This is a genomic window from Nocardia asteroides, from assembly GCF_900637185.1.
GTDB classification, from domain to species: Bacteria; Actinomycetota; Actinomycetes; order Mycobacteriales; family Mycobacteriaceae; genus Nocardia; species Nocardia asteroides.
Window position 1 is genome coordinate 4,986,616 of sequence record NZ_LR134352.1, and the last position, 24,183, is coordinate 5,010,798.

At 63.6% G+C, this 24,183-nt stretch carries 19 protein-coding genes and 3 pseudogenes; 7 read left to right on the top strand and 15 right to left on the bottom strand.

All coding sequences use genetic code 11. The annotated features are described in order from the left end of the window. Positions 1-89: 89 nt before the first annotated feature. The 8 genes and pseudogenes from EL493_RS23275 to EL493_RS23310 all read right to left on the bottom strand — a co-directional run. Positions 90-1,144 (bottom strand): annotated as a pseudogene (locus EL493_RS23275) (BtrH N-terminal domain-containing protein); the annotation flags it as partial. A gap of 49 nt (positions 1,145-1,193) precedes the next feature. Beyond that, entirely contained in the window at positions 1,194-2,030 is an 837-nt protein-coding gene (locus EL493_RS23280; RefSeq protein WP_019050202.1) for an SDR family oxidoreductase, read from the bottom strand. Then, positions 2,027-3,553 (bottom strand): aldehyde dehydrogenase family protein, encoded by a 1,527-nt coding sequence (locus EL493_RS23285; protein WP_019050201.1) that lies wholly within the window; start codon positions 3,551-3,553, stop codon positions 2,027-2,029. The genes EL493_RS23280 and EL493_RS23285 overlap by 4 nt, the downstream gene beginning before the upstream one ends. Beyond that, on the bottom strand, positions 3,550-4,275 hold the full coding sequence (locus EL493_RS23290) for a transglutaminase domain-containing protein (RefSeq protein ID WP_019050200.1): 726 nt from the start codon (positions 4,273-4,275) through the stop codon (positions 3,550-3,552). The genes EL493_RS23285 and EL493_RS23290 overlap by 4 nt, the downstream gene beginning before the upstream one ends. Continuing rightward, positions 4,272-5,732, bottom strand: a complete 1,461-nt coding sequence (locus EL493_RS23295) for a cytochrome P450 (protein ID WP_022565928.1) — start codon at positions 5,730-5,732, stop codon at positions 4,272-4,274. Before EL493_RS23295 ends, EL493_RS23290 begins: the two co-directional genes overlap by 4 nt. Before the next feature lie 64 nt (positions 5,733-5,796). Continuing rightward, positions 5,797-6,999 carry an NAD(P)/FAD-dependent oxidoreductase gene (locus tag EL493_RS23300; protein WP_019050198.1) on the bottom strand — a complete coding sequence of 401 codons (1,203 nt, stop codon included), beginning with the start codon at positions 6,997-6,999 and terminating at the stop codon, positions 5,797-5,799. Further along, the gene (locus EL493_RS23305) at positions 6,996-8,384 is read right to left on the bottom strand and encodes a cytochrome P450 (protein WP_019050197.1); all 1,389 of its coding nucleotides are present in this window, start codon (positions 8,382-8,384) and stop codon (positions 6,996-6,998) included. The genes EL493_RS23300 and EL493_RS23305 overlap by 4 nt, the downstream gene beginning before the upstream one ends. A 23-nt stretch (positions 8,385-8,407) precedes the next feature. Beyond that, positions 8,408-8,728: a 2Fe-2S iron-sulfur cluster-binding protein gene (locus EL493_RS23310; RefSeq protein WP_019050196.1), complete on the bottom strand. Its 321-nt coding sequence runs from the start codon at positions 8,726-8,728 to the stop codon at positions 8,408-8,410. Between the two features lie 118 nt (positions 8,729-8,846). On the opposite strand from EL493_RS23310, the gene EL493_RS23315 reads away from it, so the two are divergent. Continuing rightward, a complete protein-coding gene (locus tag EL493_RS23315; protein WP_030204276.1) occupies positions 8,847-9,848 on the top strand; it encodes a helix-turn-helix domain-containing protein in 1,002 nt (333 codons plus the stop codon). 503 nt (positions 9,849-10,351) lie between these two features. On the opposite strand, the gene EL493_RS23320 is transcribed toward EL493_RS23315, so the two are convergent. Further along, on the bottom strand, positions 10,352-11,050 hold the full coding sequence (locus EL493_RS23320) for a TetR/AcrR family transcriptional regulator (protein WP_019050194.1): 699 nt from the start codon (positions 11,048-11,050) through the stop codon (positions 10,352-10,354). A gap of 128 nt (positions 11,051-11,178) precedes the next feature. On the opposite strand from EL493_RS23320, the gene EL493_RS23325 reads away from it, so the two are divergent. The 4 genes from EL493_RS23325 to EL493_RS23340 all read left to right on the top strand — a co-directional run bounded on the left by EL493_RS23325 (position 11,179) and on the right by EL493_RS23340 (position 14,939). Next, entirely contained in the window at positions 11,179-12,777 is a 1,599-nt protein-coding gene (locus tag EL493_RS23325) for an MFS transporter (RefSeq protein WP_019050193.1), read from the top strand. Continuing rightward, a complete protein-coding gene (locus tag EL493_RS23330; protein WP_022565929.1) occupies positions 12,774-13,223 on the top strand; it encodes a universal stress protein in 450 nt (149 codons plus the stop codon). Before EL493_RS23325 ends, EL493_RS23330 begins: the two co-directional genes overlap by 4 nt. Positions 13,224-13,245: 22 nt before the next feature. Then, on the top strand, positions 13,246-13,788 hold the full coding sequence (locus EL493_RS23335) for a PaaI family thioesterase (protein WP_051719635.1): 543 nt from the start codon (positions 13,246-13,248) through the stop codon (positions 13,786-13,788). A gap of 242 nt (positions 13,789-14,030) precedes the next feature. Next, entirely contained in the window at positions 14,031-14,939 is a 909-nt protein-coding gene (locus EL493_RS23340) for a protoglobin domain-containing protein (RefSeq protein WP_162178105.1), read from the top strand. 851 nt (positions 14,940-15,790) lie between these two features. Here the strand turns inward: EL493_RS23340 and EL493_RS23345 are convergent. The 3 genes and pseudogenes from EL493_RS23345 to EL493_RS23360 form a co-directional block, all read right to left on the bottom strand. Then, a pseudogene (locus tag EL493_RS23345) lies at positions 15,791-16,765 on the bottom strand (IS481 family transposase). 68 nt (positions 16,766-16,833) lie between these two features. Next, the gene (locus tag EL493_RS23350; RefSeq protein ID WP_197724355.1) at positions 16,834-17,157 is read right to left on the bottom strand and encodes a DUF2243 domain-containing protein; all 324 of its coding nucleotides are present in this window, start codon (positions 17,155-17,157) and stop codon (positions 16,834-16,836) included. Between the two features lie 551 nt (positions 17,158-17,708). Further along, positions 17,709-18,059, bottom strand: a complete 351-nt coding sequence (locus EL493_RS23360; RefSeq protein ID WP_022565734.1) for a hypothetical protein — start codon at positions 18,057-18,059, stop codon at positions 17,709-17,711. 247 nt (positions 18,060-18,306) lie between these two features. On the opposite strand from EL493_RS23360, the pseudogene EL493_RS23365 reads away from it, so the two are divergent. Beyond that, positions 18,307-19,831: pseudogene (locus EL493_RS23365) on the top strand (cytochrome c oxidase subunit I). Between the two features lie 232 nt (positions 19,832-20,063). Here the strand turns inward: EL493_RS23365 and EL493_RS32775 are convergent. Further along, positions 20,064-20,315, bottom strand: a complete 252-nt coding sequence (locus EL493_RS32775) for a hypothetical protein (RefSeq protein WP_022565736.1) — start codon at positions 20,313-20,315, stop codon at positions 20,064-20,066. A gap of 308 nt (positions 20,316-20,623) precedes the next feature. Beyond that, on the bottom strand, positions 20,624-20,803 hold the full coding sequence (locus EL493_RS32780) for a hypothetical protein (RefSeq protein WP_022565737.1): 180 nt from the start codon (positions 20,801-20,803) through the stop codon (positions 20,624-20,626). A 1,178-nt stretch (positions 20,804-21,981) separates the two neighbouring features. Here EL493_RS32780 and EL493_RS23375 point away from each other — a divergent pair. Further along, complete coding sequence (locus tag EL493_RS23375; protein WP_232017344.1) at positions 21,982-23,253, top strand: site-specific integrase; 1,272 nt, start codon at positions 21,982-21,984, stop codon at positions 23,251-23,253. A gap of 600 nt (positions 23,254-23,853) precedes the next feature. On the opposite strand, the gene EL493_RS23380 is transcribed toward EL493_RS23375, so the two are convergent. Next, the gene (locus tag EL493_RS23380) at positions 23,854-24,102 is read right to left on the bottom strand and encodes a hypothetical protein (protein WP_019050219.1); all 249 of its coding nucleotides are present in this window, start codon (positions 24,100-24,102) and stop codon (positions 23,854-23,856) included. Positions 24,103-24,183 lie beyond the last annotated feature (81 nt).

A 24,183-nucleotide genomic window follows, 5' to 3' on the forward strand; every position in this document is an offset into this window, starting at 1 on the left:
TTTCCTCATTCAAGAGTGTCTTCGAACGTAGGCGATCTGGGGGTTGATTCGCCGCTGGCCGGCGACATGGGGCTGCTGTCAGCGATCCCAGCCGTCAGCGAACTGGAAGCAGCCTCCAGGGACGCGACCAGGTCCGTCTCCAGCTCTGGTAGTTGGCTAGCGGCCGAGGCCACCCCGGCCAGGCGAACTCGTATATCAACGTCGCGGCGGATACCGGCACGCGCAGTGGCGGTCCACGCCTGCGCACAACGGCTGGCCGCTACGGCGAGTTGAGCGGTGGCGGAGTCCCCGGTCAGACGAGCGACATCTGCGCAGCCATCGGCTAGCAATCGGCGGAACAGCCCGCCGCCAGTACCTGCCTTCTCAATGAAAGCGCTCAGGCTGAACAGGAGAGTCTCGAGGTCGTCCACCGGAAGATCGGCCCAGGTCTGAATGTCGGCCGCCAGCTGCACCGCCGCGGCCAAGCCCTCCGCACCGGATGCCGCTGCCCTGAGATCGACGATCCCGGGTTGCGATGGGCGGCGCATTCCGGCTGCGGACTGTCGAAATGCCTCCGCCGCTACTTCCGCCACGTCCGGCAGCGCACTCGGCCAGCTGATGCGGTATGTACAGTGGCGCGTCGGTTGCGGGAAAGACTTCGAGGACCGCGCCCGAGCCAGTGCATCGAGCGGGACTTTCTGCACCTCGGCGCGGTCATTGTCTACGACAAAGGCGATCCCCTCGGCCTCGTCGTGACCGATCACGACGATGTCGTGGCGACTCATCTGGAACTGGACGCGGAGGTACGGCAACTCACCGATATCTCCCCATACCAGGCTGGGTCTGCCTGCTTCGAGCTCGTCGAGAACCCATGACCACCCTCTCGGGGATCATCGGTCGTGAGAACCTGGACTTGCGCGCCGAGTCGGCGGGGCAGATCAATTTCGAAGTCGGCGCCTCGTCCTACCAGGTACAGCGGTGGAACGAGGTCGCTTGACCGGAGGTACGATAACCCCAGTGCGCCGCCGAGAGCGGACACCAGACCTTCGTCGGGCGGCCCATCCCACCCCAGTCCATGCCAATGCAGAAGATCCCGCATAGCGCCAGAACCGCTGTGTCCCCCCATCTTGTGCGGGTAGTCATCGACCAGGGTCCTGCGGGGCATGTGAATCCTTTCGGGTGAATGAGGGGGCCAACGGGGATCGAAGACCGGGTCAGTGGCTCCGGATTCTGTCCAGGTAGGCCTGGCGGGCCGCTGTGTCGACGCCGTCGAGAAATACCGAGTCCGTGCCCAGCGCGGATCCGAGCCTGGCGGTCAGCCAGCCAGGGACGAACTTCATCGCCGCGACCAATACGCCGGCCAGGCGAGTGACGCGTACGAATGGACGCGGGCGCTCGATAAGATCGGCTGTCGCCCGCGCGATCTCCTCGGGCTCGGCATTGCGCAGTCCCTTGGCACCAGCGGTTCCCGCGACGAGCTCGGTGTTGGTGAATGTGGGCCTAACGGTGGACAGCTCGACGCCTGACGTGCGGTACTCGTGCCGTGCCGCCTCGGTGAATCCGATGACCGCGAATTTGGTACCGCAATACGTCGCCAGTCCAGGCACAGCGAGCTCGCCGGCCAGCGACGCGGTGTTGATGATGTGCCCAGCGCGCCGCGGCAGCATTCGCTGAAGGGCTAGTTTGGTCCCAAAGACGACTCCCAGGACGTTGATCTCGACCTGCCTCCGGGTCACCGTGTCGTCTTCCTCGTGTACGTGACCAGTGGGCATGATGCCCGCATTGTTGATCAGCACGTCGAGGGGGCCGAGCTCTTCCTCGACCAGCTCGAGAAATTGCCGAAACGAAGTGGGGTCGGTTACGTCGAGGTGGGTAACGATATTCACGCCGAGTTCGGTGGCGGCCTCCTGAGCGCGCTTCTCATCGACATCGCCGATGGCGACGCGGTGGCCTCGTCGAATCAGCTCCTTCGCGGTCTGGTAGCCGATGCCGCGGGCCCCGCCGGTGATAGCTACGGTCTTTGCGGCGGTGCGGGCACGGTGTGTCGTCACTTGCTGTTCTCCTTGTTGAGGCCGAGGCGCTGCCATAGGCCGCGACCGGCCGCCGCGCGCAACACTCTTCCGGCCATGGCCGCGCGCCGCGGGGTGTACGGGTACCAGGTGAGTTCTCGCGACAGGACAGGGATCCGTGGCTCTGTCACTGCCTGTACCCGGCAGTACTTGCGTAGCCCGTGAGCTCCGCCGAGCCGAGTACCGATGCCCGAGGCCTTCCATCCACTGTGCGGCAGTGTGGTGGCGAACAGGTTGCTGAAGACATCATTTATGTTGACAGCTCCCGCGTTTAGCTGTAATGCGATGCGCTGAGCACGAGCATGGTCTCGGGTCCACACCGTCGCAGACAAGCCGTACGCCGAGTCGTTGGCCAGGCGGATGGCCTCGTTCTCATCCGCGACCTGCATCACCGGAATCGTGGGACCGAAGGTCTCCTCGGTCATGCAGGCCATCGTGTGGTCGACACCGACCAGGACCGTCGGAGCGTAGTAGTTTCCGACCGCACTCCGAGTTCCGCCAGCCAGAACCTGCGCACCTGCCACCACTGCCTCGCTGACGTGGCGATCGGCAATATCGACCTGCCTCGCGGTGACCATTGCGCCCACGTCGCGACCGGCCGCACCATGGGCGAGGGACCGCACACGTTGGGTCAGCCGCGCCACGAACTCGTCGTAAACCTCAGATACCACATACACCCGCTCGACAGAGATGCATACCTGTCCCGCGTTGAACAGAGCGCCCCACGCGATTCCCTCCACCGCACGAGCAAGGTCGGCGTCCTCCAGCACGATCGCCGGATCTTTGCCGCCAAGCTCCAGACTCATCGGCTTCAAATGCTCGGCACAGCGGATCGCGACCGCACGCCCGGTGGCGGTCGAGCCGGTGAACTGTACAAAGTCAGCGGCATCGACCACGGCTGCGCCCGAATCGCCATCACCTACAACGTGCGCCAGAACCGCGGGGGCGCCGATCTCGTGCCAGCCCTCGATGATCCGCGCGCACGTCAGCGGCGTCTCCTCCGAGGACTTCGCCAGGACCGCGCAGCCGGCTGCCAGCGCGGGCGCTGCGTCCATGAGGAAGAGGGTGATCGGGAAGTTCCACGGCATGATCATGCCGACGACCGGGAAGGGGTGATAGGTCGTAGTGAGTCGTTTCGACAAGGTCAGCAGGCTCGAGGACCTGACCTGCTCGCCGGCGAGAAACTGCGCGGCATGGTCGGCGTAGTAGCTGATGAACTCGCACGATGCTGTCGTCTCCACCAGGGCGTCGGGACGCACCTTGCCTGTCTCGGCTTGCAACAAGTTGGTGAGCTCGTCGGTGTGATCAAGGATCCAGTCCCGCCAGCGATGCAGCCATTTGGCGCGTTGGCGTGGGCCGGCTTCGGCCCACCCGACCTGAGCGTCTCGAAGATCAGCAGCGACGAGACTTACTGTCTCGCGGTCGTCGACAGCGACGGTTGCGATGAGCCGACCGTCGGCGGGGTTGCGCACGTCCAAGACGCCCGCTGGGATCGTCGCGCTCATCGGACCTCCGTAGGTGAATGGGGATCGCGGGCGATCCCGTCGGGATGGGTGCGGTGGGCGCGTGTATCGGTGAAAGCGTCAGCGATCACCTGGGGCCGCTTGAAGATAAGAGGCCCATAGGTGCGGCGAAGTTCGGCCAGGATCGCGTTCAACGGCAAGTCGTCGTAGACGCCCCGCTCGCGGACGTACTCCATATGCTCGGCTCCGTCGGCAGAAAAGGCGTGCAGTAGTGCATCGCGATCGCCGTCGAAATCCACCGGCGGCACACCGAAACGCGCACACAACTCGGTGTTGAACGCGGGCGTCGCCTTCAACCACCGGCCGTCGATATTGAGGAGGCTGTAACCGTGATAGACGAACAGGTCTGTGCCACCCATGAGCGCTCGCAACGCGTCTGTCTGCAAGTGATTGCGGACGTCAGCGAAGCCAAGCACCGCAGGGATCCCCGCCGCACGGCACACCGCGGTCAAGAGCACCGCCTTCGGGACGCAATAGGCGCGCCCGGACTCGAGGACGAAGCTCGCGCGATAGTGGGCAGGGTCGTCAGACACCGTGTAGGGGTCATACCAGACCCGGTCGCGAACGGCGGCGAAGAGACGCTTCGCCTTCTCTCGGCCGGTGCTCGCGTCGCCGATCACAGTGGCGGTGAACTCCCGGACTAACTCGTGCTCGATGTCGAGGAAGTCGGTCGCTCCCAAGAATGTCATCCGGTCCGTTTTCATCTGTGCTCCAGGTCTATCGGCAATCCGTCGACGGGAATTGGGAGCGAGGTGTTGTCCCACCTGGCTTCATACTGGTCAGGGACCGTCCAGGTGTAGGTTCGCAGCATGTGATGCAGGATCGCCTTCACCTCGAGAGTGCCGAAATGCAGGCCGATGCACTTGTGCACGCCTCCTCCGAAGGGGATCCACCCGAGGCGATGATTCCGGTCCTCATGCCGCGGCTCGGTGAAGCGGTCAGGGTCAAAAGTGTCGGGATCGGTCCAGTACGATTCGTCGAAGTGGTTCACCGCCGGAGCCACGGCTACCAGTGTGTTTGCGGGGATTTGGTGTCCGGCGATTTCGACATCCTCGATGGTCTTACGCATCATGATCGGCACGGGCGCCACCAGCCGTAGCGTCTCCTTGATCACCAGGTCGAGAGTCTTCAGCGCGTCCAGGTCGTCGATAGTTGGGCGACGTCCGCCCAGTTGGTCGGACTCGGCCCGAGCCCGTTCCTGCCAAGCTGGATGCTTGGCGAGGAAGTAGACGGCAGCGGTGCTGGTGATGGTCGAGGTGTCGTGTGCCGCCATCATCAAGAAGATCATGTGGTTGACGACGTCCTCATCGGTGAAAGCTTGACCGTCGGCCGTGCGGGCATGGCACAGCGCCGCAAAAAGGTCCTCTCCCTGGGCGCTCCGCGCCGCCGGCAGGTGGAAGGTGAAGTAGTCCTCCAGGAGCGCACGCCCACGGACTCCGGCCCGCCACCGAGTCCCCGGCAGCGGGAAACGGATGATCGAGCTGGCCGCACGCACGGCCGCCACGAAGGCGTCGTTGATGGCGTCAGTGTCCTCACTGCCACCCCGATCCGCCATGAAGACCTTCGTCGCTACGTCAAGGGTCAGGCCCTTCAGCAGTGGATAGATGCGTGTGGACTGGCCCGCTGGCCACGCGGGAATACCGGTCTCGAGCGGCGGCCCGAGCTGGTCCACATAGGCGGTCAGGCGGTCGCGGGTGAACGCCTCCTGCATGATTCGTCGATGCATCCTGTGCTCGTCGAAGCTCATCAGCATCAGACCCCGGTGAAAAAAGGCGTCGATGAGATACGCCCACCCGTCCTGTGAGAACGATTTCGCCTTGACGGTCAGCGCCTCCTGTATGGCATCTGGACCGGCCACCATCACAATCTTGGTGCCGAAGGCGCCCATCCATGAGACGGGCCCGAATCGCTGGTACCTGGCCCGGGTGAAGCTGGATCCGAAACGGATGTAGTCCAGGGTGTGACCGAGCACAGGCAGACCAGCGGTCCCTCGGATCGGCTTGAGGCCCGACCCTGCGGGGGGCATTGCCAGCTCACGGACAGGCCACTGATCACTGGCCCGCAGGAGGGCCGCATCGACCCGGCTCGGCAGTGGCGCCAGGAGGACTGACGAGAGTCGCTCCCGACTCTTCGCCAGCGGCAGATGGATGGCGTACGTCACTGACATTCCTTTCTGAATGCTGTTCGCACGCAGTCGTCGTGCGAGTCGCCCGAGAGTCGGTCACTCAGGGCGAGCCAGCGAGCACCAGTTCTGCCCGGCTTATGCGAAGCTGCTGGGTGATGGCCCGCTTGCTGAAGATGAAGTCACGGGGGCGATTGATGCAGTCGGCGGCAATCAGCTCGCCAGCACGGAGGTAGAAGCATGTGAATTCGCGGCCCCGGGTAGGATCTCCGCTGAGTACGACTTCGTCGTAGCCGGTGTTCAGACCGGCGATCTGGAGCTTGAGATCGTATTGATCCGACCAGAACCATGGAAGCGCAGCTATGTTCTTTGACTTCCCGCAGATGGTCGCGGCAGCGACCTTGGCCTGCTCGCCCGCGCTGGGTACAGATTCCAGGCGTATGCGACGGCCGTAACGGGCCATGTCGTGACTGGCGCAGTCCCCAGCGGCCATGATGTTGTGGTCGCTGGTCCGACTCTGGCCGTCGATCACGATCCCGTTGTCGACCAGCAGACCCGCGCCGGCGGCGAGTTCGGTATTCGGCTCCACGCCGATGCCGACAATGACGAGGTCGGCAGGAATTGATTCGCCGCTGGACAGGAATACCTCTCGGATCCTGACGTCTCCGGATAGGGCCTCGACTAGCGCGCCTGTTCGGATGTTCACGCCCTCCTGTCGGTGAATTCGGTCGAAGAACGCGGATACCTCGGGGGCGGTGACCCGTTCGAGGACGCGTTCGGTAGCCTCGAGCACAGTGACCTGCAGACCCAGCGCACGCAGCGAGGCGGCCGTCTCCAGTCCGATATATCCGCCGCCGATGATCACGACCCGGCGCCCCGGGCTGCTTTCCTCTCGGATCATCTCGACGTCCGCCGCGGAGCGTAGGTAATAGACCCCGGCCAGGTCGACACCGGGCACGGGGAGTCGACGGGGGCGAGCGCCCGTGCACAGTGCGAGATTGTCGTAGGGCACTTCGTCGCCGGTGCTCAGTGAGAGCAGGCCAGCCGAACGGTCGATCGCCTCCACCGTTGCATCCACGAGTTGGATTTCCTGCTTGTTATAGAACTCGGCGCTGCGAATCGCGAGCTCGTCGAGGGTTTGCTTCCCTGCCAGGTATGCCTTCGACAGCGGAGGGCGGTGGTATGGTAATACCGCCTCTTCTCCAATGATGGTGATCTCGTCGGTCCATCCTTCTTGGCGCAGACTGCTGGCGAGTTGGACCCCGGCGTGGCTGCCCCCGACGATGACGGCCCGCCGCGTGGTCATATGCTGGTTTTCGGGGTGAGACGGACCATCATCTTGCTGATGCCCCGCACAAAGTTGGACTGCACGTACTCGGGCTCCTCGACAACCTCGATATTTTCGAAGCGAGGAAGTAGCTCCTCCCAGAGGATCCGCAGCTGCAGCTCGGCGAGCCGGTTGCCCATACAGCGGTGAACACCGAAGCCGAAGGCTATGTGGTTGCGGGCGTTTGACCGGTCGATGATGAAATCGTCGGAGCGTTCGAATACTCGCTCGTCGCGGTTTCCCGAGGCGTACCACATCACTACCTTGTCGCCCTTGCGGATGAACTGCCCGTTAAGAACGGTGTCAGCTCTGGCGACACGGCGCATGTAGGCAAGCGGAGTTTGCCATCGGATGATCTCCGAGCACATGTTGGGGATCAGGTCGGGGTTCGCTTTCAGCTTCGCGAACTGTTCAGGGAAGCGGTTGAGCGCAAGAACGCCGCCGCTCATCGAGTTCCGGGTCGTGTCGTTCCCTCCGACGATCAGCAATACGAGGTTGCCCAAGAACTCCATCGGGCGGTCGATCAGGTCCTTGGTATTTTCATTGCTTTGCAACATCGTGATCAGATCGAATCCGGGCTGCTCCCCAGCGGCTGTCCGGGCCGCTTTGTCGTGCCAGAGAGCGCTGAGACCTCTCGCCATGTCGCGCATGCCGGGGAACACCTCATCGTTGTCCGATGGCCCACCGTTGGCCTGCTCCAGCGAGGTTGCGAGGTCCGACCAGTAGACGAGCTTGTGACGTTGCTCGTACGGGAAATCCAGCAGGGTCGCAAGCATCCGCGCGGTCAGTTCGATCGAGACGTTCTGCACCCAGTCGAACGGCTTATCTACGGGTAGATCGTCGAGCACCTCTTGGACGCGCGATCGAATCAGGCCCTCCATCTCGCGCAGGTTCTTCGGCGCGACCACGCCTTGAACAGCGGCCCGCTGTGCGTCGTGTCGTGGCGGGTCCATCGCGATGAACATCTCGATATCGAGGAAACGGGGCGGAGCCCCGATAACGATGAACGGCTCAGCGGAGAAGAGTTCGTGGTTCTTGTCGACGGCCACGATGTCAGCATGCCGCGTGACGGACCAGAACGGACCGAACGGACTGTCTGGCTGATAGTGGACTGGGGCCTCGTTTCGCAGGCGCGCGAAGTAGGACTGCCAGCGTCCCTGGCGGTACAGGAAAGGGTTGCTGAGGTCGATGTCGGCGAGCGCGACTTCTTCGACTGGCGGGATGGGCCTCTCGACGAAGAGCTTCTCCCCGTTCGTTCCGGTCATCCATCGGCGAGTCTTGTCATATAGGTGTGCACCCTGGATCTGTAGATCCATCGGGATGGTCGACTGAACCTTGGCGGTGATTGCTCCGGGAATCTTCATCGCGTCGTATCCGTTTCTCGCCGTTACATCTGGAACTCGGGTAGGTGGACGATCAAGCCATCCCAAGCCGTCGATGCCATCATCTGGCACGACAGCCGGGAGGTCGGCTGGCGCTCGGGGTTCATCGCGAGCATCTCCTCCTCATCGGCGCCGGAACGCCCGACCTGCTCGATCCACTGCGGATCGACAACCACATGGCAGGTGCCGCAGGCAGCTTCGCCTCCGCAGTCCCCGTCGACGCCGGGCACAGCGTTGTTGGTCGCGACCTGCATCAGCGACTGGTCTTCCTCGATCGGCGCCTCGTGCTTCTCGCCGTCGTGGGAGACAAAGGTGACAACTGCCATAGCCAACTCCTCGATGCGTTGTCCTCAATGTGACTTGGTCCAAGTGTTGTCGAACACGGGTTCGGAGGCTATGTTCGGCAGAGTCAGAAGTTTGTGAATTCGGCTCAGAGAGACCATGGTGAACCTCAACGACGAGGGCGTGCCTCCGCTCATGTTCGTGCAACTGCTCGAGAGCCAAGCGCTCGACCCGGACGCCGCCGCTCGGCTTCGCGACATCATGGCTCGCGAAGGAATTGACGAGACGACGTTGATCCAACGCAATATCCAGGCCCCGATACGGTGGTTTCGCGAGGTCTACCCTGCACTCGATGTCGACCAGGCAACTTCGCTCGGCTTCGCGTTCGCCGAACAAGCTCAGTTGACGTCCTTCGGCCCATTGAGTTTTCCGCTGGTCAGCGCAGGCTCGGTAGCTGAGATCGTGGAGCTGCTCACCTATCTGCCTTTGATCTCGACGGCTCTCAGTCCGCAGTTCCACCCAAGTGACGAGGGACTCACCGTCGGGCTCGCCGCGCACACAGGCGATTCGGCGCTGAACTGCCTGGTCGTCGCGTATAGCGGGTCGGCACTCCTGCGCCTGCTCGACATGCTGGCCGGCGATATGCCGACCGTGACACTCCATCTGAGCTGGTCAGCGCCGAACTTTCTAGCCGATAATGAGGATGCCCTAGCTGGGCGGTTGTTCTTCGACGCTCCGACGTCATTCCTTAGTGTCCCGGCAGACACTCTCAACGAGGTATGCAGGTTCTCCGATCCGGTCGCCTATCGACTTGCCATCGTGGATCTGCAACGAACCCTCGACCAGCGAAGTAAAACCATGTCTTTCTCGGAGAAGGTACGACGGCTGCTGGAGGAAGATCCTGGAAAGCGGAGTAAAGACTGGGTCGCACACGAGCTGTCGATATCGACTAGCACACTCAAGCGGCGCCTATCCGAGGAGGGGACCACCTTTCGCGAGTTGCGCGAATCATTTCTGCGTGACCGTGCGATGCTGCGGCTACTCGACCGATCGATGTCGGTGAGTGAGATAGCTGCCGATCTCGGATATAGCGACCTCGCGAACTTCTCGCACGCCTTCAAGCGATGGACCGGTCGCTCTCCCAGCGAATTTCGACACGAATAGCACCACCCGTCCCGTCGCTGGTGGATGGAGTCTGCGCGATCTGGTGCAGATCGGTTGGGGCTGGCCCCAGGCAGGAACCCGCTGCGGCATATGACAAAAAAACCTCGCGACTTTGCCGAAACCGTGCAGAACTTTGCCGAACTCGTTGCTGCAGCCAACGGCTATCAGCGGCGTAGCTAACACCTAACACGGCGAGTAGTGAGTCGGCACCGGTCTGAATGATCTCAGCGCGTTGCCACCAGGATCCTGCCGGTGACGGCTGGGCATGAGATGGACGGAGTCGAGTCTCTCAATCGTGAAGCGCATCAACTCGGTTAGCCAGCCCTAACTGAGCCAGTTACATTGCGATGCAGGACTGCAGCACGAATCGATCGTGCCCCGCATCCAGGGCCGGAGTTGACGAGAAGGCGACGATCGGTGCCGAACCGACAGTCTTACCCGCTAGGTGGAGGGGATCGCCGGTGAGCTGGGTACTTGATCTTGTCGGCCTGCTTCGAAGCGGCTCACCCGTTATCCACGGGCGGGTATTCGGTCACTGGCACTGATCGACGGTCGGTCCCGTTTCCGACCGCGACCCTTGGGCGGGTAGCGAGAAAGTTGTCGACCAGTTGGGCGCAGTCGTCATGATCGATGGTGCGTAGTCCGGTGAGGCGCGCGAACACGATCGGGCCGAGGAGTTCGATGATGGCGAAGGTGGTGTCGAACTCGCCGAGCATCGCCCGCGCGTCGGGGCCGGTGAGGATCCGGTCGAACGGTTGGCGATATTGCTCGATGACGCGGGCACGCAGCGAGGTGACCGCTGCCGGGTCGGTGTGGTCGTCACCGATCGTTCCCATAGCCAGCCAGGCCAGCGTGGTCATCTGCACTGGGGCTTGTTCTACGAGGTCCGCCTGAGTAGTGAGTAGCGCGATGAGTTGATCGCGCACGGGCCCGTCGCCGGTCGGTGTGTCGACATGGGGAAGCAACCGTTCGAAAGTTGCCGCGAGCAGTTGGGTGGTGCTTCCGAAGTGTCGATAGAGAGTGGCGCGCGCGACCTTCGACACGCGGGTGACGGCATCGACTGTGACCGCTTCGACCCCGCCGGTGGACAGCAGATGACTGGCCGCGTCGAGCAACCGGTTGCGGGACCGCGCCAGCCGAGGATCGACCTGCTCGTCGGCTACGGTGCGCGGATCGGCCGCGGCAGAGTCCGGCTCTGTCATGGCCGCCCTTTCCTCGATTCGTATCGCTCAATTTGATCGTGCGTGGACGTCATCTCGCTCGCCGACCCACTATGATACTAATAGTCTCACACAGAGACTATCGATCTACAACGGCGGGAGGTGCAGCGGTGAACACTTCCCGGACGGGCGCTGTCGAGATCGCCCGGTGGACCAGGGCCCAATACTGGGTGCTGGCAGTATCGTGCCTGGGGGTGGCGCTGGTCGTCGCGGCCATGGCGGCGTTGTACTCGGCGTTGCCTCAGATTGCAGTCGCGACCGGGGCGACCCAAGCCCAGCTCACCTGGATCGTTGACGGCTACACACTGGTGCTGGCGTGTCTGGTGTTGCCCGCCGGAGCCATCGGTGACCGCTATGGGCGCCGCGCGGTGCTGGTGGCGGGACTGGCGGTGTTCGCGGCCGCCTCGGCGTTGCCGCTGGTGCTGACCGACCCGGTGTGGCTCATCGCGGCACGCGCACTCGCCGGTGCTGGCGCAGCGTTAGTGATGCCATCGACCCTGTCGATTCTGACCGCAGGCTTCGCTCTAGCTCATCGCGGCCGAGCGGTGGGGGTATGGGCGGGCGTCGCCGGATCCGGAGCTGTTCTGGGGATTCTCGGTGCCGGGATGTTGCTTGAGCGGTGGTCGTGGCAATCGGTATTTGTCGGGCTGACCGTGGCGGGGATTGTGCTGGCCGGGTTGGCTTGCACGATCGCGGAGTCTCGCCAACCCGAGCATCCGCCGGTGGACGGAATTGGCGCGGCGACGGTGGCTGTCGCGATCGCGGCGATCGTGTTCGCCGCGATCGAGGTTCCCGCACGCGGCTGGGCCGACCCGCTCGTCGCTGTCACCGCCGGTGTCGGAGTCGTGGCGGCGGTGGCGTTCGTGGCCGTGGAGCTACGGATCTCGGCACCACTGTTAAACGTGCGGTTGTTCGGACGCCGAGGCTTCGGTGCTGGCTCCCTGTCCGTGACCATTCAGTTCCTGGTCACCTTTGGGGTGTTTCTACTGTTGGTCCAGTACCTACAGCTGATTCTCGGATACGGTCCGCTGGCGTCGGCCCTGGCGCTGGCGCCGATGGTGGCGCCGCTGGCCATGATTTCCGTAATCGCGCCTTGGCTCTCGAGCATGGTGGGATTGCGGGTGATGACCGTGACTGGCCTCCTCACCATCGCTGCCGGGCTGGTGCTGGTGAGCCGGTTGGACCTCGCCGCGAACTACCTCGACCTACTGTGGCCGCTGCTGATCATGAGCGCGGGCCTGGGATTGTGTACCGCCCCGGCGACTTACGCCATCGTCGCCGACACCCCCGAGGCCAAACACGGAGTCGCCGCGGCGGTGAATGATGCCGCCCGCGAGATCGGCGCCGCGATCGGGATCGCCGTGGCCGGCAGCGTGCTGGCCGCTGGCTATACTCAGCGTATCCAGCCCGCCCTACCCCGCCTGCCCGAGTCCGCTCGCGAACCAGTTGCCGATTCCCTGGCCGCCGCCCTGCAGGTCGCCGAAAAGGGCGGACCAGCGGCCCAGCCGCTAGCCGAGTACGCCAAGGCAGCGTTCGTGCACGGCAGCGGCGAGGCCGCGCTGGTGTTGGCTGCTATTACCGCCGCAGGCGCGATCGTGCTGGCTGTGCTTGCACCCGGGCCCACCACTCGCCGATGCCGCGCACAACCCTCGTGCACGATGGCTCCTGCCTCTCGCACGTCCCCTACCCGCGAAGGACGCCCGGCATGACGGCCTATCGCACGATCCTTGTGGATACCGATGGATCCGATCGCTCCTACCGCGTGGTCGACCGCGCCGCCGAATTGGCCCACGCCACCCACGCCCGACTGGTTATCGTCGGCGTCCGCCACCACATCGACGAACGCACACTCGGAGTTGACCTCGACCGGCTGGGACCCGAGGCCTACCGGCTGCGCGGCACCAACCCGGTCGAAGCGATATTGCGCACGGCCTGCCAGCACGCCCTAGCGCACGGCGCCATCGACATCGACACCCGCATCTTGTCCGAACCCACTTTGCGTGCCCTATTGCGCCTTGCCGCCACTGCGGCGCCGGACCTCATCATCACCGCCGACTTGTGCCGGTCGACTCCGCTGGCCCGGCTGCTGTCCGATACACCGACCGAGCTCGCACGCAGAGCCCACTGCGACATCCTTATCGCCACCACCCAGTGACACACATATGCAGAAAGCACCCATGAGCCGCACATCCGATACCACAAGATCCGTATCGTCCGAGGCCGAGGAGAGTACGCCCCTCTTCCCTGTGGTTCCGCCGGAATGCCAAGACTTGCCGCCCCATCATGATCATTGCCTCGGTTGTGGGCCAGCCAATCCGCACGGCCACCAGTTGAGCGTCCGACGTGACGCGGAAGGTGTCTACGCCCGTCACACGTTTGACTCCCGCCACGTTGGCGCCCCAGCGATCGCCCATGGCGGCGCAGTCGCCACCGTCCTCGACGACCTGTTCGGGTTCCTCCTCTACACCGTGGGAGAACCCGCCGTCACCCGCCACCTCTCCATCGACTACCTCTCCCCGGTTCTACTCGACACCCCGTATATCGCCCGCGCCCATCTTCATTCCCGCCAGGGTCGCAAACTGAACCTTCGGGCCACCATCGAAGACGACCATGGCCACATGGTTACAACCGCTACTGCGCTCTTTCTCGTCGTCAACATCGACCACTTCTTCCTGGCCTCACAGCGTGCCACCTCTTCAGACGTGCCACCAACGGCCTAAGCGGCGATCACGTACTGTGGCCGGCGCGATCAGGCGATGAGGACGACTTGGGTCGGGACCGCTATGCCGCCAGCGCACTCTGGGGTGCAGGCTGCTGTGGGACGGTGACCTACGGGCTTCGCTCACGAGTATGCGCTGTCTGACACGATCCGCCAAAACACTACGCACAGGATGCGGCTGTTATGACTCTAATGGGCACGCACGGTCCGGAAATCCCGGAAACGCCAAGCTTCGGTGGCCTCGTGACCACCGATGACATGGTCGCTGCTCGGAAACGATTAATGGAATTCACCGATGAAGACGAGGCATTGCTGCGGCAGTTTAGCGGAGTCGCGACAGCCGGTATGGCTGAGATCGCCGACGAACTCCGCGCCTACCTAAACGAACACCGGGACACTGCCGCACTTCTTTCTGAGCGCGACACTGAGGAACAGGCCGAACATCTTCGAAGCGATCACCTTTCCGGTTTGACGGCGGGAACCGTCGATGCTGACTATCTCATCGAGCGTATGCGTATGGCCGCGCGTCACGAGCGACTCGGCGTGAAGCCGACATGGCTTCTCGGCGCGTACAATCGGTTTCTTTGCTCTGCTGCGAGCCGGATCTGTGAATCCAGCTCATCTTCCGATCCCGAGCGTGCGTTGGCGACGCTGCTGGCGCTACAAAGGCTGGTGTTCCTCGATATCGGCCTCGCCGCCGACATCTACCTCGCCAAACGCGAGCACTCGAATCGCGAGCAGCAGAGGGCGGTGAGCGAACTCCCGACTCCGGTACTGCAGTTGATCCCAGGGCTTCTGGTAGTCCCGATCGTAGGAGAATTGGACGATCGCCGGGCTCTTAATTTGACCAATCAGCTGATGGCGCATATCCGCAATTCGAGGGCGCAGGCCGCCGTCGTCGATATCACCGGACTGCCGTCGATCGATCTCGACGTTGCTGCCCATCTGATCACAGCAGTAAAAGCATGTGCGCTTTTGGGTGCGGAGGTTATTTTCACTGGGCTTTCCGCCGAAGTCGCCCGGACGCTTGTCGACATCAGTCCACAGAAAACTACGCTCATTACATTTGTCGACTTGCAGAGTGGGGTCGAGCATGCCACACAGACACTTGGGTACGAGATGGTGATGACGTGGCCATTACGCAATACCTGATTTGGCGAAGTGCTTGGCCAGTTGCGCAGTCCCGACTGCGGTGGGCGATCCGGCTCACCAGCCTGTGTACGTGCCGACGCGGTGCTGATTGCGAAGTAAGTCCGCCGTCGGTGAAGATGCTCAACAGCAACGTTCGCGCGCACCGCCAAACATGCCGCGCGCAGTATCTGCGGTGGGCCACCGCTGGTATCGTACGGAGCTTCGGCGGCATTCGAGTTCGGGTACCGGTCCTCATAGCTCCTAGCGTGAATCTGCATGTGTCACCGAGACACGTTGCGATGCAGGGAGTTTCGCAGCGGACCTATGTGACGGATGATTGTGGTGGTTAGCGAACCGCAACTCCCAGTGAAGCCGCCGGGAATAGCCAGCCCTCACCACACAGCCCGAGGTTGGTGTTCAAGGGGGAGTGGGGAGGGCTGTACGTGCTGTCGGGGGCCGCTCATTCTCGGGTTCGTGTCCGGATGACCTTCTGGCGCAGGCTAATAGCTTCTGTCGGTGCGGTTGCTGTGCCGTCGCCATCAGATCAGTGCGGCATCGAGATTCAGGAATCCGTAATGGATGTCGATGCGGCGCGCCCACCGGATGGCCAGGCGCCGGTACCGGGGGAGCGGGCGCAAGTCTGCTCCACGATCCACCGGCCGCAGTGACTTTGTCCCGGGTTCCGCGGCGGGATGTAATTCGACGCAGTAAATCCCCTTGCCTGGACGGCCGAGGCCACTAGGACGGCGGATCGATAAAACTATCACCGACACGGGTTGCGAGCATGTAATCTGTACGCCGACCTGCGACAGCGCCGGGATCGACGGCCCATTCCCATCGCGGAACCCGAGACAAAGGTCACCGCCAGTCGCCTAGTTGTGATGTCCAGGGAGGTTGGTCAGTCGGGTGACCGGTGGCCGACCTCCGATCGCGGAGTGGGCTCGATGGTGATTGTAGAAGTGCAACCAGCCCGGTAGTGCTGTGTTGCGTTGTTCGGTCGAATCGTAGAGCCGGGCATAAGCCCAGCCCTCTCCCAGAGTGCGGTGGAATCGCTCGATCTTGCCGTTGGTCTGCGGCCGGTAGGGACGGGTCCGTTTATGCCTGATCCCGAGCTCGGTGCAGGCATCACGCCAGGCATGTGATTTATAGGCTGATCCGTTGTCGGACAATACTTTCTCGACGGTGACACCCCGCTCGGCGTACCAGGTGACCGCGCGTTGCAGTACCCCGATCGCGGTGACCGCCTTCTCGTCGGTGCAGATCTCGGCGTAGGCCAGGCGGGAGTGATCATCGATGACGGTATGGACGTAAGCCGTGCCGATGACGGGCCGGTAAGCGGCGCCGCGTTCCCCGGTTCGCTTGCTCTGGGCGCGGTGCAGGTAACGGTGCCCGCCGGCGTCGGGGATGTTGGCGAACTTGGTGACATCGACGTGGATCATCGAGCCGGGGTGGGCATGTTCGTAGCGGCGCAGCGGTTCACCGGTGACACGGTCGATGCGCGACAAACGGTTGATTCGGCAGCGAACCAGTACTGCGTGCACGGTCGAGGCCGGCATCGCGAGTCGGCCCGCGATCTAGATCGGACCCAACCGGTGCCGCCAACGCAATGCCACGATGCGTCGCACCAGGTGTGGTGGTGTTTTGTTCGGTTGTGTGGTTGGTCGTGAGCTGCGGTCGACCATCCCGGTCGGGCCTTCGACGCGGTAGCGGTCGGCCCATTTCCCGGCCGTCCGCGCAGACACCATGAACAGCTTGCCTGCTGCTGTGTATGTCCAGCCGCGGTCGACGATCAGTTGGGCCAGGCGTAGTCGTGCTCGTGGAGTCAGGGCTGCGTTAGCGTGGGACACGAAGGCCTCCGGGTTGTGGTGAAGCGGTTCCTAGACAGCTCCACTTCACTACCGGGGGCCTTCGCCTGTCACATCGACTTACCCGCGGGGAGCGGGACAACCTCCCTGGACATCACACCTAGTCCGAGGAAGATCCCAGCGGCCAAGCCGTACTTCGACAACCCTGCGCGACGGATGAGATCGGCGACCATCACCAACCCGATCACCACCGCGAAGAACCCGAACGCGTGGAATAATCCGTCTGAGACCAGCCCTATCGAGGTGGTCGATTTGTCGTAGAAGTGGTGCCAATGCAGCAGCTGGTGGAACACGGTTTCGTCGATGAAGGACGCGGTGCCGATACCGACCAGCACACCCGACCACACCGAGCGTGCAACCAAAGGGGTACTCACCTGCAGACCGTGCGGCGGGGTCGGGGCATCTCTGGGCATCATCGGCACCTCTCCTGATTGCGGCTCAATGCGTGTATACCCCCGGCACCGGGTTGTCCGACGAACTCATCAACGTGTCCTTCCATCCCGCCACTGACGAGCCCGAACCGCCCGTACACCCGCCTTACCCTGCGAGATACCGGCAATCACCGCGGGCGCGTAGTAACCCGCCCCCGGCGTCGCCGCCACGACTGCCGTCGAACCCGGCACACGGCGTCCGTCACCCGCTCAACCAGGGCAGGAACAGCGACCCCGGCGGCGGCGCGCGGCCGGGTCGCTGTCGGCCTGGAACCGACGCAGCCCTTCATCGAAGACCCGCGCGTACTTGCAGGCTGCGCACCAATGTGTGCCCGGACAGCTTCATCAACACCGGCGTTAAGGCCCGCCCTCCGCGGCGTGGGTCGTATCCGTCTGTCCCGCGATCAGCTCACGCGCAATCCTTTGCGGATCACCACCGCGACGGATCACCACCGCGCACCGATTCGCGGCATCGAGATCCGGCACGTCCAGATTCAGCACCTCCTCAGCACGCGCCGAGGACTCATAGAGCATGGCCACAGCGCCCGTTCGCGCAGCGCACATCCGATCCCACGATGAACGCCGCTCGCTCGCGGCTCAATGCTTGCTCGTGTCCGGCGGCGCACGTCGGGCCCGCAGCCGGATAAGCGATCACCGGCCAGCCAGCCCTGCTCACGCCAATACTCCGACGCCGAGCCCAGCGCGGTCAGCCGGATGTTGAAGGTCTTGGCCGACTTGGCACCCCGCACATAGGTGAACCAGCCGCTGACCCGGTCCGGTTCCGGATCCAGCAGCGCCACAGCGGTATCGGGCCCGAAATCGGCGACGAGGCGATCCAGCGCCACCGCGTACGTCGCACGGGTATTCGCGAGCGTGATCGTGTCCAGATGGCGGTAACTGCTTTGCGTGGCTTTATCTCGTGAGTGTTCCCGGACCCCTGCTCGGAAACACCGGCGGCGCCGAGCCTACACCAGATTTCCGGTAAAGGCGCGCACGATCGTTTGAGCGCTCATCGAGCGGGTATCGCCGTTGGGGTTCGGCCGGTGACGGGTGAGGAGTGGAAATGGTGCAGGTCCCAGCTCAACAGGCTCCATCGTCGAGGCCTCGCGCCCGTTCCCTGCCCGCGGCGGACCCAAGGGCTCAGCGGTGTGGAGCATCGTCACCACCACCGACCCCAAGCTGCTGGGGATCATGTACCTGGTCACCACCACCGCGTTCTTCCTCATCGGCGGGCTGATGGCGCTGTTGATGCGCGGCGAACTCGCCCGCCCGGGCATGCAGTTCCTGTCTCCCGAGCAGTACAACCAGCTGTTCACCATGCACGGCACGATCATGCTGCTGTTCTATGCGACCCCGACGGTGTTCGGGTTCGCCAACGCGATCCTGCCCTTGCAGATCGGCGCCCCCGACGTGGCCTTCCCCCGCCTGAACGCCTTGAGCTACTGGCTGTTCCTATTCGGCGCGACGATGGCGGTCTCGGGATTCCTCACCCCCGGCGGCGCCGCCGATTTCGGATGGACCGCCTATCAGCCCCTGTCCGACATCGTACACTCCCCGGGCCTGGCCGGCATCGCCTTCGACCGCCGCCTGGGCGGGCACATCTTCGACCCCGCCACGGGCGGGACGGTCCTGTGGCAGCATTTGTTCTGGTTCTTCGGCCACCCCGAGGTCTACATCGTCGCGTTGCCGTTCTTCGGGGTCATCAGCGAAATCCTGCCGGTGTTCAGCCGCAAACCCATCTTCGGCTACACCGCGCTGGTCTATGCCACCCTCGGGATCGCCGGGCTGTCGATGGCAGTATGGGCCCACCACATGTACGCCACCGGCGCGGTGTTGCTGCCGTTCTTCTCGCTGATGTCGTTTCTGATCGCGGTCCCGACCGGGGTCAAGTTCTTCAACTGGATCGGCACCATGTGGAAAGGCCAGCTCACCTTCGAAACCCCGATGGTGTGGGCGCTGGGCTTCATTGTCACCTTCCTGTTCGGCGGCCTGTCCGGGGTGATCCTGGCCAGCCCACCGCTGGACTTCCATGTCCACGACACCTACTTCGTGGTCGCCCACTTCCACTACGTGCTCTTCGGCACCATCGTGTTCGCCACCTTCGCCGGCATCTACTTCTGGTTCCCGAAAATGACCGGCCGTCTACTCGACTAGCGCCTCGGCAAACTGCACTTCTGGACCACCTTCATCGGCTTCCACGCCACCTTCCTGGTCCAGCACTGGCTCGGCAACGAAGGCATGCCCCGCCGCTACGCCGACTACCTGCCCACCGACGGCTTCACCACGCTGAACACCATCTCCACCCTCGGATCGTTCCTGCTCGGGGCGTCGATGACGACATTCGTGTGGAACGTGTTAAAAACTACCGATACGGCCAAGTCGTGGCCGTGGACGACCCATGGGGCACGGCAACTCCCTGGAATGGGCCACCACCTGCTCACCCCCGCGACACAACTTCTATGAACTCCCCATAATCCGCTCCGAACGACCCGCCTTCGAACTGCACTACCCACACATGATCGAACGCATGCGCAGCGAATCCCACATCGGCTGGGGCACCAAAACCGTCCACGCCGACACCGACGACACCACCAAATCAGTCGACGCTGCACCCTGAAACCACTCCCGACGCCACCCAGCTCGTACGTCGATCTGCTACGGAAAGCCTGCTATCACGGGCCGGGCCTCCGCATTCGGCCCAGAAGGCCAGCCATAGTGGTTCTATCGATGATCTCTGACGTCACCGATAGGTAGATCCTGACTTCGCCCCAGATCCGAAGATGTTTGTATCGGCGAATACTGACGTCGCGATCTTGGTTGCGAGTGATCAGTCCGCATTGCCTGGGTTCTCAGCACGTCGACCTTGCAGCCTGGCGAGGCCGGATCGAAACCGTGCTCAACCACCCAGCGGGCCCCAGGAGGCTAGGCAACGACCACCAGGCGCGGATCACCTTGAGGTCGATGTCGGCACCGTAACCGGCGACGACGTCACTGAGGTGTTCCGGGTGTTCGAGCGTCAGGATGGCGAGGTCATACAGGGGATCGCCCTGGGCCGCCTCGGACCGGTTAACGCCAGTGACCTCATCGCCTTCGACGAACACGTGGGAGATCCGGAGGTCGCCGTGGGTGAATGCCGGCGTTCACGGCCGAAGCGCGATCTCGGCTATCCGGCGGTTGTGTGCGACTACGTTGGTGGGGCCACCCCGCTCCTGGTAAGCGCTGCACATTTGCGGTTGCGCTCCGATGCGTGCGCGTCGAGGCCCCGGCCGGGCCATGGCGGTAGCGGCGCGTCGTGCAGCTTCCGTATGGTGGCGCCCGCTGCGGCCCACGCCGCTGGCGATGCGGTCGACTGCTCACCGAGGCGCCGAGTGCCAATCCTGGCAGAGCGGCGAGCGCGAGCACTGGTGGCTTACGCCACAGAACATCCGGAGTCGGGAACGGTGCCGGCCATCGCCTCGACCTTGGTGTCGGTGTTCGACTGTTCAGCGTCGATCTTCAGGAACACCCCGCCGACGTGCAGAGTCGCGCGCTCGTACTGGACGACGACCTCGACTTCTTTCACGTCGGAGATTATGGCTGGGGTGACCATCGACGTCGCCGGGATTATCGCTGGCCAGTGGCCCGTCGCTGGCTTAGCTGAGCGTTGTCTCAACGGATCTTCGCCCGGAACTCTGCTGGTCGCCGCCGTCACTGTTGCGTGCTGCGAACTGGCGACAATCCCGCCCTGCCACACCCGGCGACGTCAGAATTCACCAATCGGATCGGTGAGATCCGACACTGAGCAACGCTACAGCCGATGTCCGTTGCCAGTGAAAATAGGCTATTGCCAACCCACCTGAGCCATCGACGCAGCCTTGCCACTGAACCTGGACCATCGAGAGCCCGACCAGCCAGTTCGCCGTGGCCGATGGAGAGAGTTGGCTCACTTTGAATGGCAAATCGGGTCGGGGAGCCTGCCACTCAAAATGGGCCACCGCAGGTCAGCGAGGTTGGCGTGGCTCATCTTCACTGTCACCGGACAGCCGATGCGATCCCTCAGCACAGATGCTGGCTGAACTCGACACTACCCACGACACGGAGATGATCCATCATCGGCATCTCCCGCAGCGGCATGCAGTCTCATGACTTGCCTGTAATGGGGCCGGCGGTGGCTTCATCCCCGCTCGGGCGGGGAGCACTATAGGCCGGACAGCTGCACCTCCCCCACCCTGGCTTCATTCCGCGCGCCCGGGGAGCACGCATACGCAAAGGTGCCGCAGCTCGCTCGGGAGCCTTCATCCTCGCTCGCGAGGCGGCCGTCGACGCGCACACCGAGCAGTCGTCGGCGCGGTGACAGGTCTGGCAGTCGTGGTCGCTCTCGCCGAGATGGACTTACTCGACGCCGCCGAATCAGGGGTTCAGGGCCCGGTGCGCTAGTGAGGGCCAGGTAGACGGTCATGGCGCCTCTCGCGCGACATAGCAATCCTCCACACGGTCAACCGCCGCCGACGCCGTGATGGTCGGAGCAGCCGCTAGAGCTGCGCATTCAGTGAAGTCGCCTTCCCGGGCATCGGTCAAGTGGACCGACGCCGCGTGGTCGACGCGCACTGCGCGAGGTTGAACCCCGAACTCCACCCGCAGACGACGCCGGCCTCCCCCAACTCACCGAGCGGAAAGGGATTTCGTTGCCACACCACACTAAGACAGCCGCCACCCACAACCGACTCGATCGGTGTACCCATGACCCGCGGTAGACCACCCCGGCCCCTCGGGGTCCCCGGCAAACCGATGCTCACCGAACTCGCTCCCGGGTACTGGAAAGCGCGTGTCCGGGTCCGTGACTCCTCCGGAAAACGACGCGACCTCATCCGTGTCTCCCCTACCAAACTCGACTCCCGCAACCGCCCGATCCCCGACCGCACCGGCCAACGAGCACTCGACGCCGTCATGGCCGCTGCTGCCGTCATCACCGTCGGCCTCAGCGGCGAACTGTCCACATCCATGACCGTGCGCGACCTGTGGGTCCGGTACCGGGCAAGCCTCATCGCACAAGACCGCACCGAATCCACCATCGCCCGCTACGACGAAGTCGCCAAAATGTTCAACACCGCCTTCGGTGACCGGCGCCTGTTCGAAGTCACCACTTCCGCGGTCGAAACCTTCCTCACCGACGTCGGAAAAGCCAGGGGGCCTTCGAACATGCGCACCGGGCGCATCGTGCTCTCGGGCATGTTCCGCTACGCAGTCCGCACCAGCCCCCTCGAGATCAACCCCGTCCGCGAAGTCCAGATGCCGAAAAACATCGAAGCCAAGGGCCGCACCGGCGGCGCCGGCGACCTCACCACCGACGAACTGCGCTACATCCTCTCCGCCGTCCGGACCTCCCAGATCCTGTGCCCGCGACAACTCGCCAAAGCCGAACGAGAACGCGGCACACCCGTCAAGGCATACACCCCACCCACCGTCGCCGCCTACTGCGAAAGCGCCGACCTCGCCGACATAATCACCCTCTACGCCGCCACCGGCCTGCGCCGCTCCCAGATGCTCGCACTGTTGTGGACCGACATCGACCTCGACGCAGCGACCCTGCGTCCCACCGGAAAACTCGTCCGCGTCGCGGGCAAAGGACTGGTCCGTGTGACCAGGAAAGATGACCCGAAGAACCGGACCGGCACCATCGCACTGCCCGAGTTCGCGGTGGAAATGCTCAAACGCCGCAAAGCCGCGGTGGCGAACCGGCGACCGGCTTCTCCTCCGGACCCCGGAATCGAGGTCCTGGATCTGGTGTTCCCCTCGGCCGTGGGGACATTGCGTGACCCGCAAAACGTCGGACACGGCTGGCAGCGTGTCCGTGAAGCCCTGGGGTTCGCCGAGGACATCACCCCACACAGTTTCCGCCACGCCGTGGCCACCATCCTCGACGACGCCGGCCTGTCGGCCCGTGTCACTGCCGATGTCCTCGGCCACGTCGACCCCGCGATGACCCAACGCCACTACATGGCACGCGGACGCCCACACAAGGCCGCCGCCGATGTCCTCAACCGAGCGGTGACCGGATAGCGGAATCAGACCGCTCGCGAATCCATTCGAAATACGCTGCCCAACTCGAACCCCGCCGGACACTCGCCATTTGAATTAGTGGGGACTTACTGGTGACCACATAGCCCGCAAATCAGACGAAAAATATGGTCTGACCTGCACATATGTGGAGCTAAGGGGAATCGATCCCCTGACCTTCTCGGTGCAGATGGAACGGACTACCACAGACAACGGCAAACAACAAATCGGACATCGGATCATCGTTCTGACCTGGTGAAACAGGATCGTGACGACAATCCTGGACAACTATCGACAACGGTGGACAACGGCGTGTTCGGCCGAATTAGTGGGGACAAAGTGGGGAGTGCCCTGCGGCCCTCCCGACAGGAACCCATCACGCGGAGCACTCCGTCATCGGTCGAGAATCCTCCCGTGCCCGCCGCGGCCATCCCCTGTATTGGTTTCCAGTTCCAGCCCGAGTGACCTCAGCAGCGACGCGGCCGCACCCGATCTCCACCCTCGCAATTCACCACAGACTGCGGCGATCCACTGCGGGGCGAGCCGGCACCTCGACGCACGGGCACGACCCGAGGCGACCGGGTATCGGTCCGTCTCGGCTCGTCACCGTGGTCGGCGTGGCGGCGGCTTCGCCAGCGTGACCGTCTCGATCGGCGGTGCCGCGACGGCTTCGTGTACTGCCGGGGTGCGGCCGTTGGCGACGCACAACAGAACCTGCTCCACCGTTCGATACACCGTCGCCGGTTCCTCACGCCTCGTCATGGAGGTTCCAGCCTCACCGTGCTCGGCCACGATTTCGGCCTTGATCGACGCCGAGGTTCGCCGATAGGCGGTGCCGATGTTGAACCTCACGGCCTCGACGGTCTCGGCTCGTCGGACCTCCGCGGGTGAAGCAATGCCTCTGACCGCGACTTCTGACCACCAATGCCCCCA

Excerpts from the sequence above, each read along its gene's own strand:
- EL493_RS23310 (WP_019050196.1), bottom strand. The coding sequence starts at position 8,728 with ATGGCAGTTGTCACCTTTGTCTCCCACGACGGCGAGAAGCACGAGGCG.
- EL493_RS23375 (WP_232017344.1), top strand. The coding sequence starts at position 21,982 with ATGCTCACCGAACTCGCTCCCGGGTACTGGAAAGCGCGTGTCCGGGTC.
- EL493_RS23330 (WP_022565929.1), top strand. The coding sequence starts at position 12,774 with ATGACGGCCTATCGCACGATCCTTGTGGATACCGATGGATCCGATCGC.
- EL493_RS23320 (WP_019050194.1), bottom strand. The coding sequence starts at position 11,050 with ATGACAGAGCCGGACTCTGCCGCGGCCGATCCGCGCACCGTAGCCGAC.
- EL493_RS23335 (WP_051719635.1), top strand. The coding sequence starts at position 13,246 with ATGAGCCGCACATCCGATACCACAAGATCCGTATCGTCCGAGGCCGAG.
- EL493_RS23300 (WP_019050198.1), bottom strand. The coding sequence starts at position 6,999 with ATGACCACGCGGCGGGCCGTCATCGTCGGGGGCAGCCACGCCGGGGTC.
- EL493_RS32780 (WP_022565737.1), bottom strand. The coding sequence starts at position 20,803 with ATGGTCACCCCAGCCATAATCTCCGACGTGAAAGAAGTCGAGGTCGTC.
- EL493_RS23305 (WP_019050197.1), bottom strand. The coding sequence starts at position 8,384 with ATGAAGATTCCCGGAGCAATCACCGCCAAGGTTCAGTCGACCATCCCG.
- EL493_RS23285 (WP_019050201.1), bottom strand. The coding sequence starts at position 3,553 with ATGAGCGCGACGATCCCAGCGGGCGTCTTGGACGTGCGCAACCCCGCC.
- EL493_RS23290 (WP_019050200.1), bottom strand. The coding sequence starts at position 4,275 with ATGAAAACGGACCGGATGACATTCTTGGGAGCGACCGACTTCCTCGAC.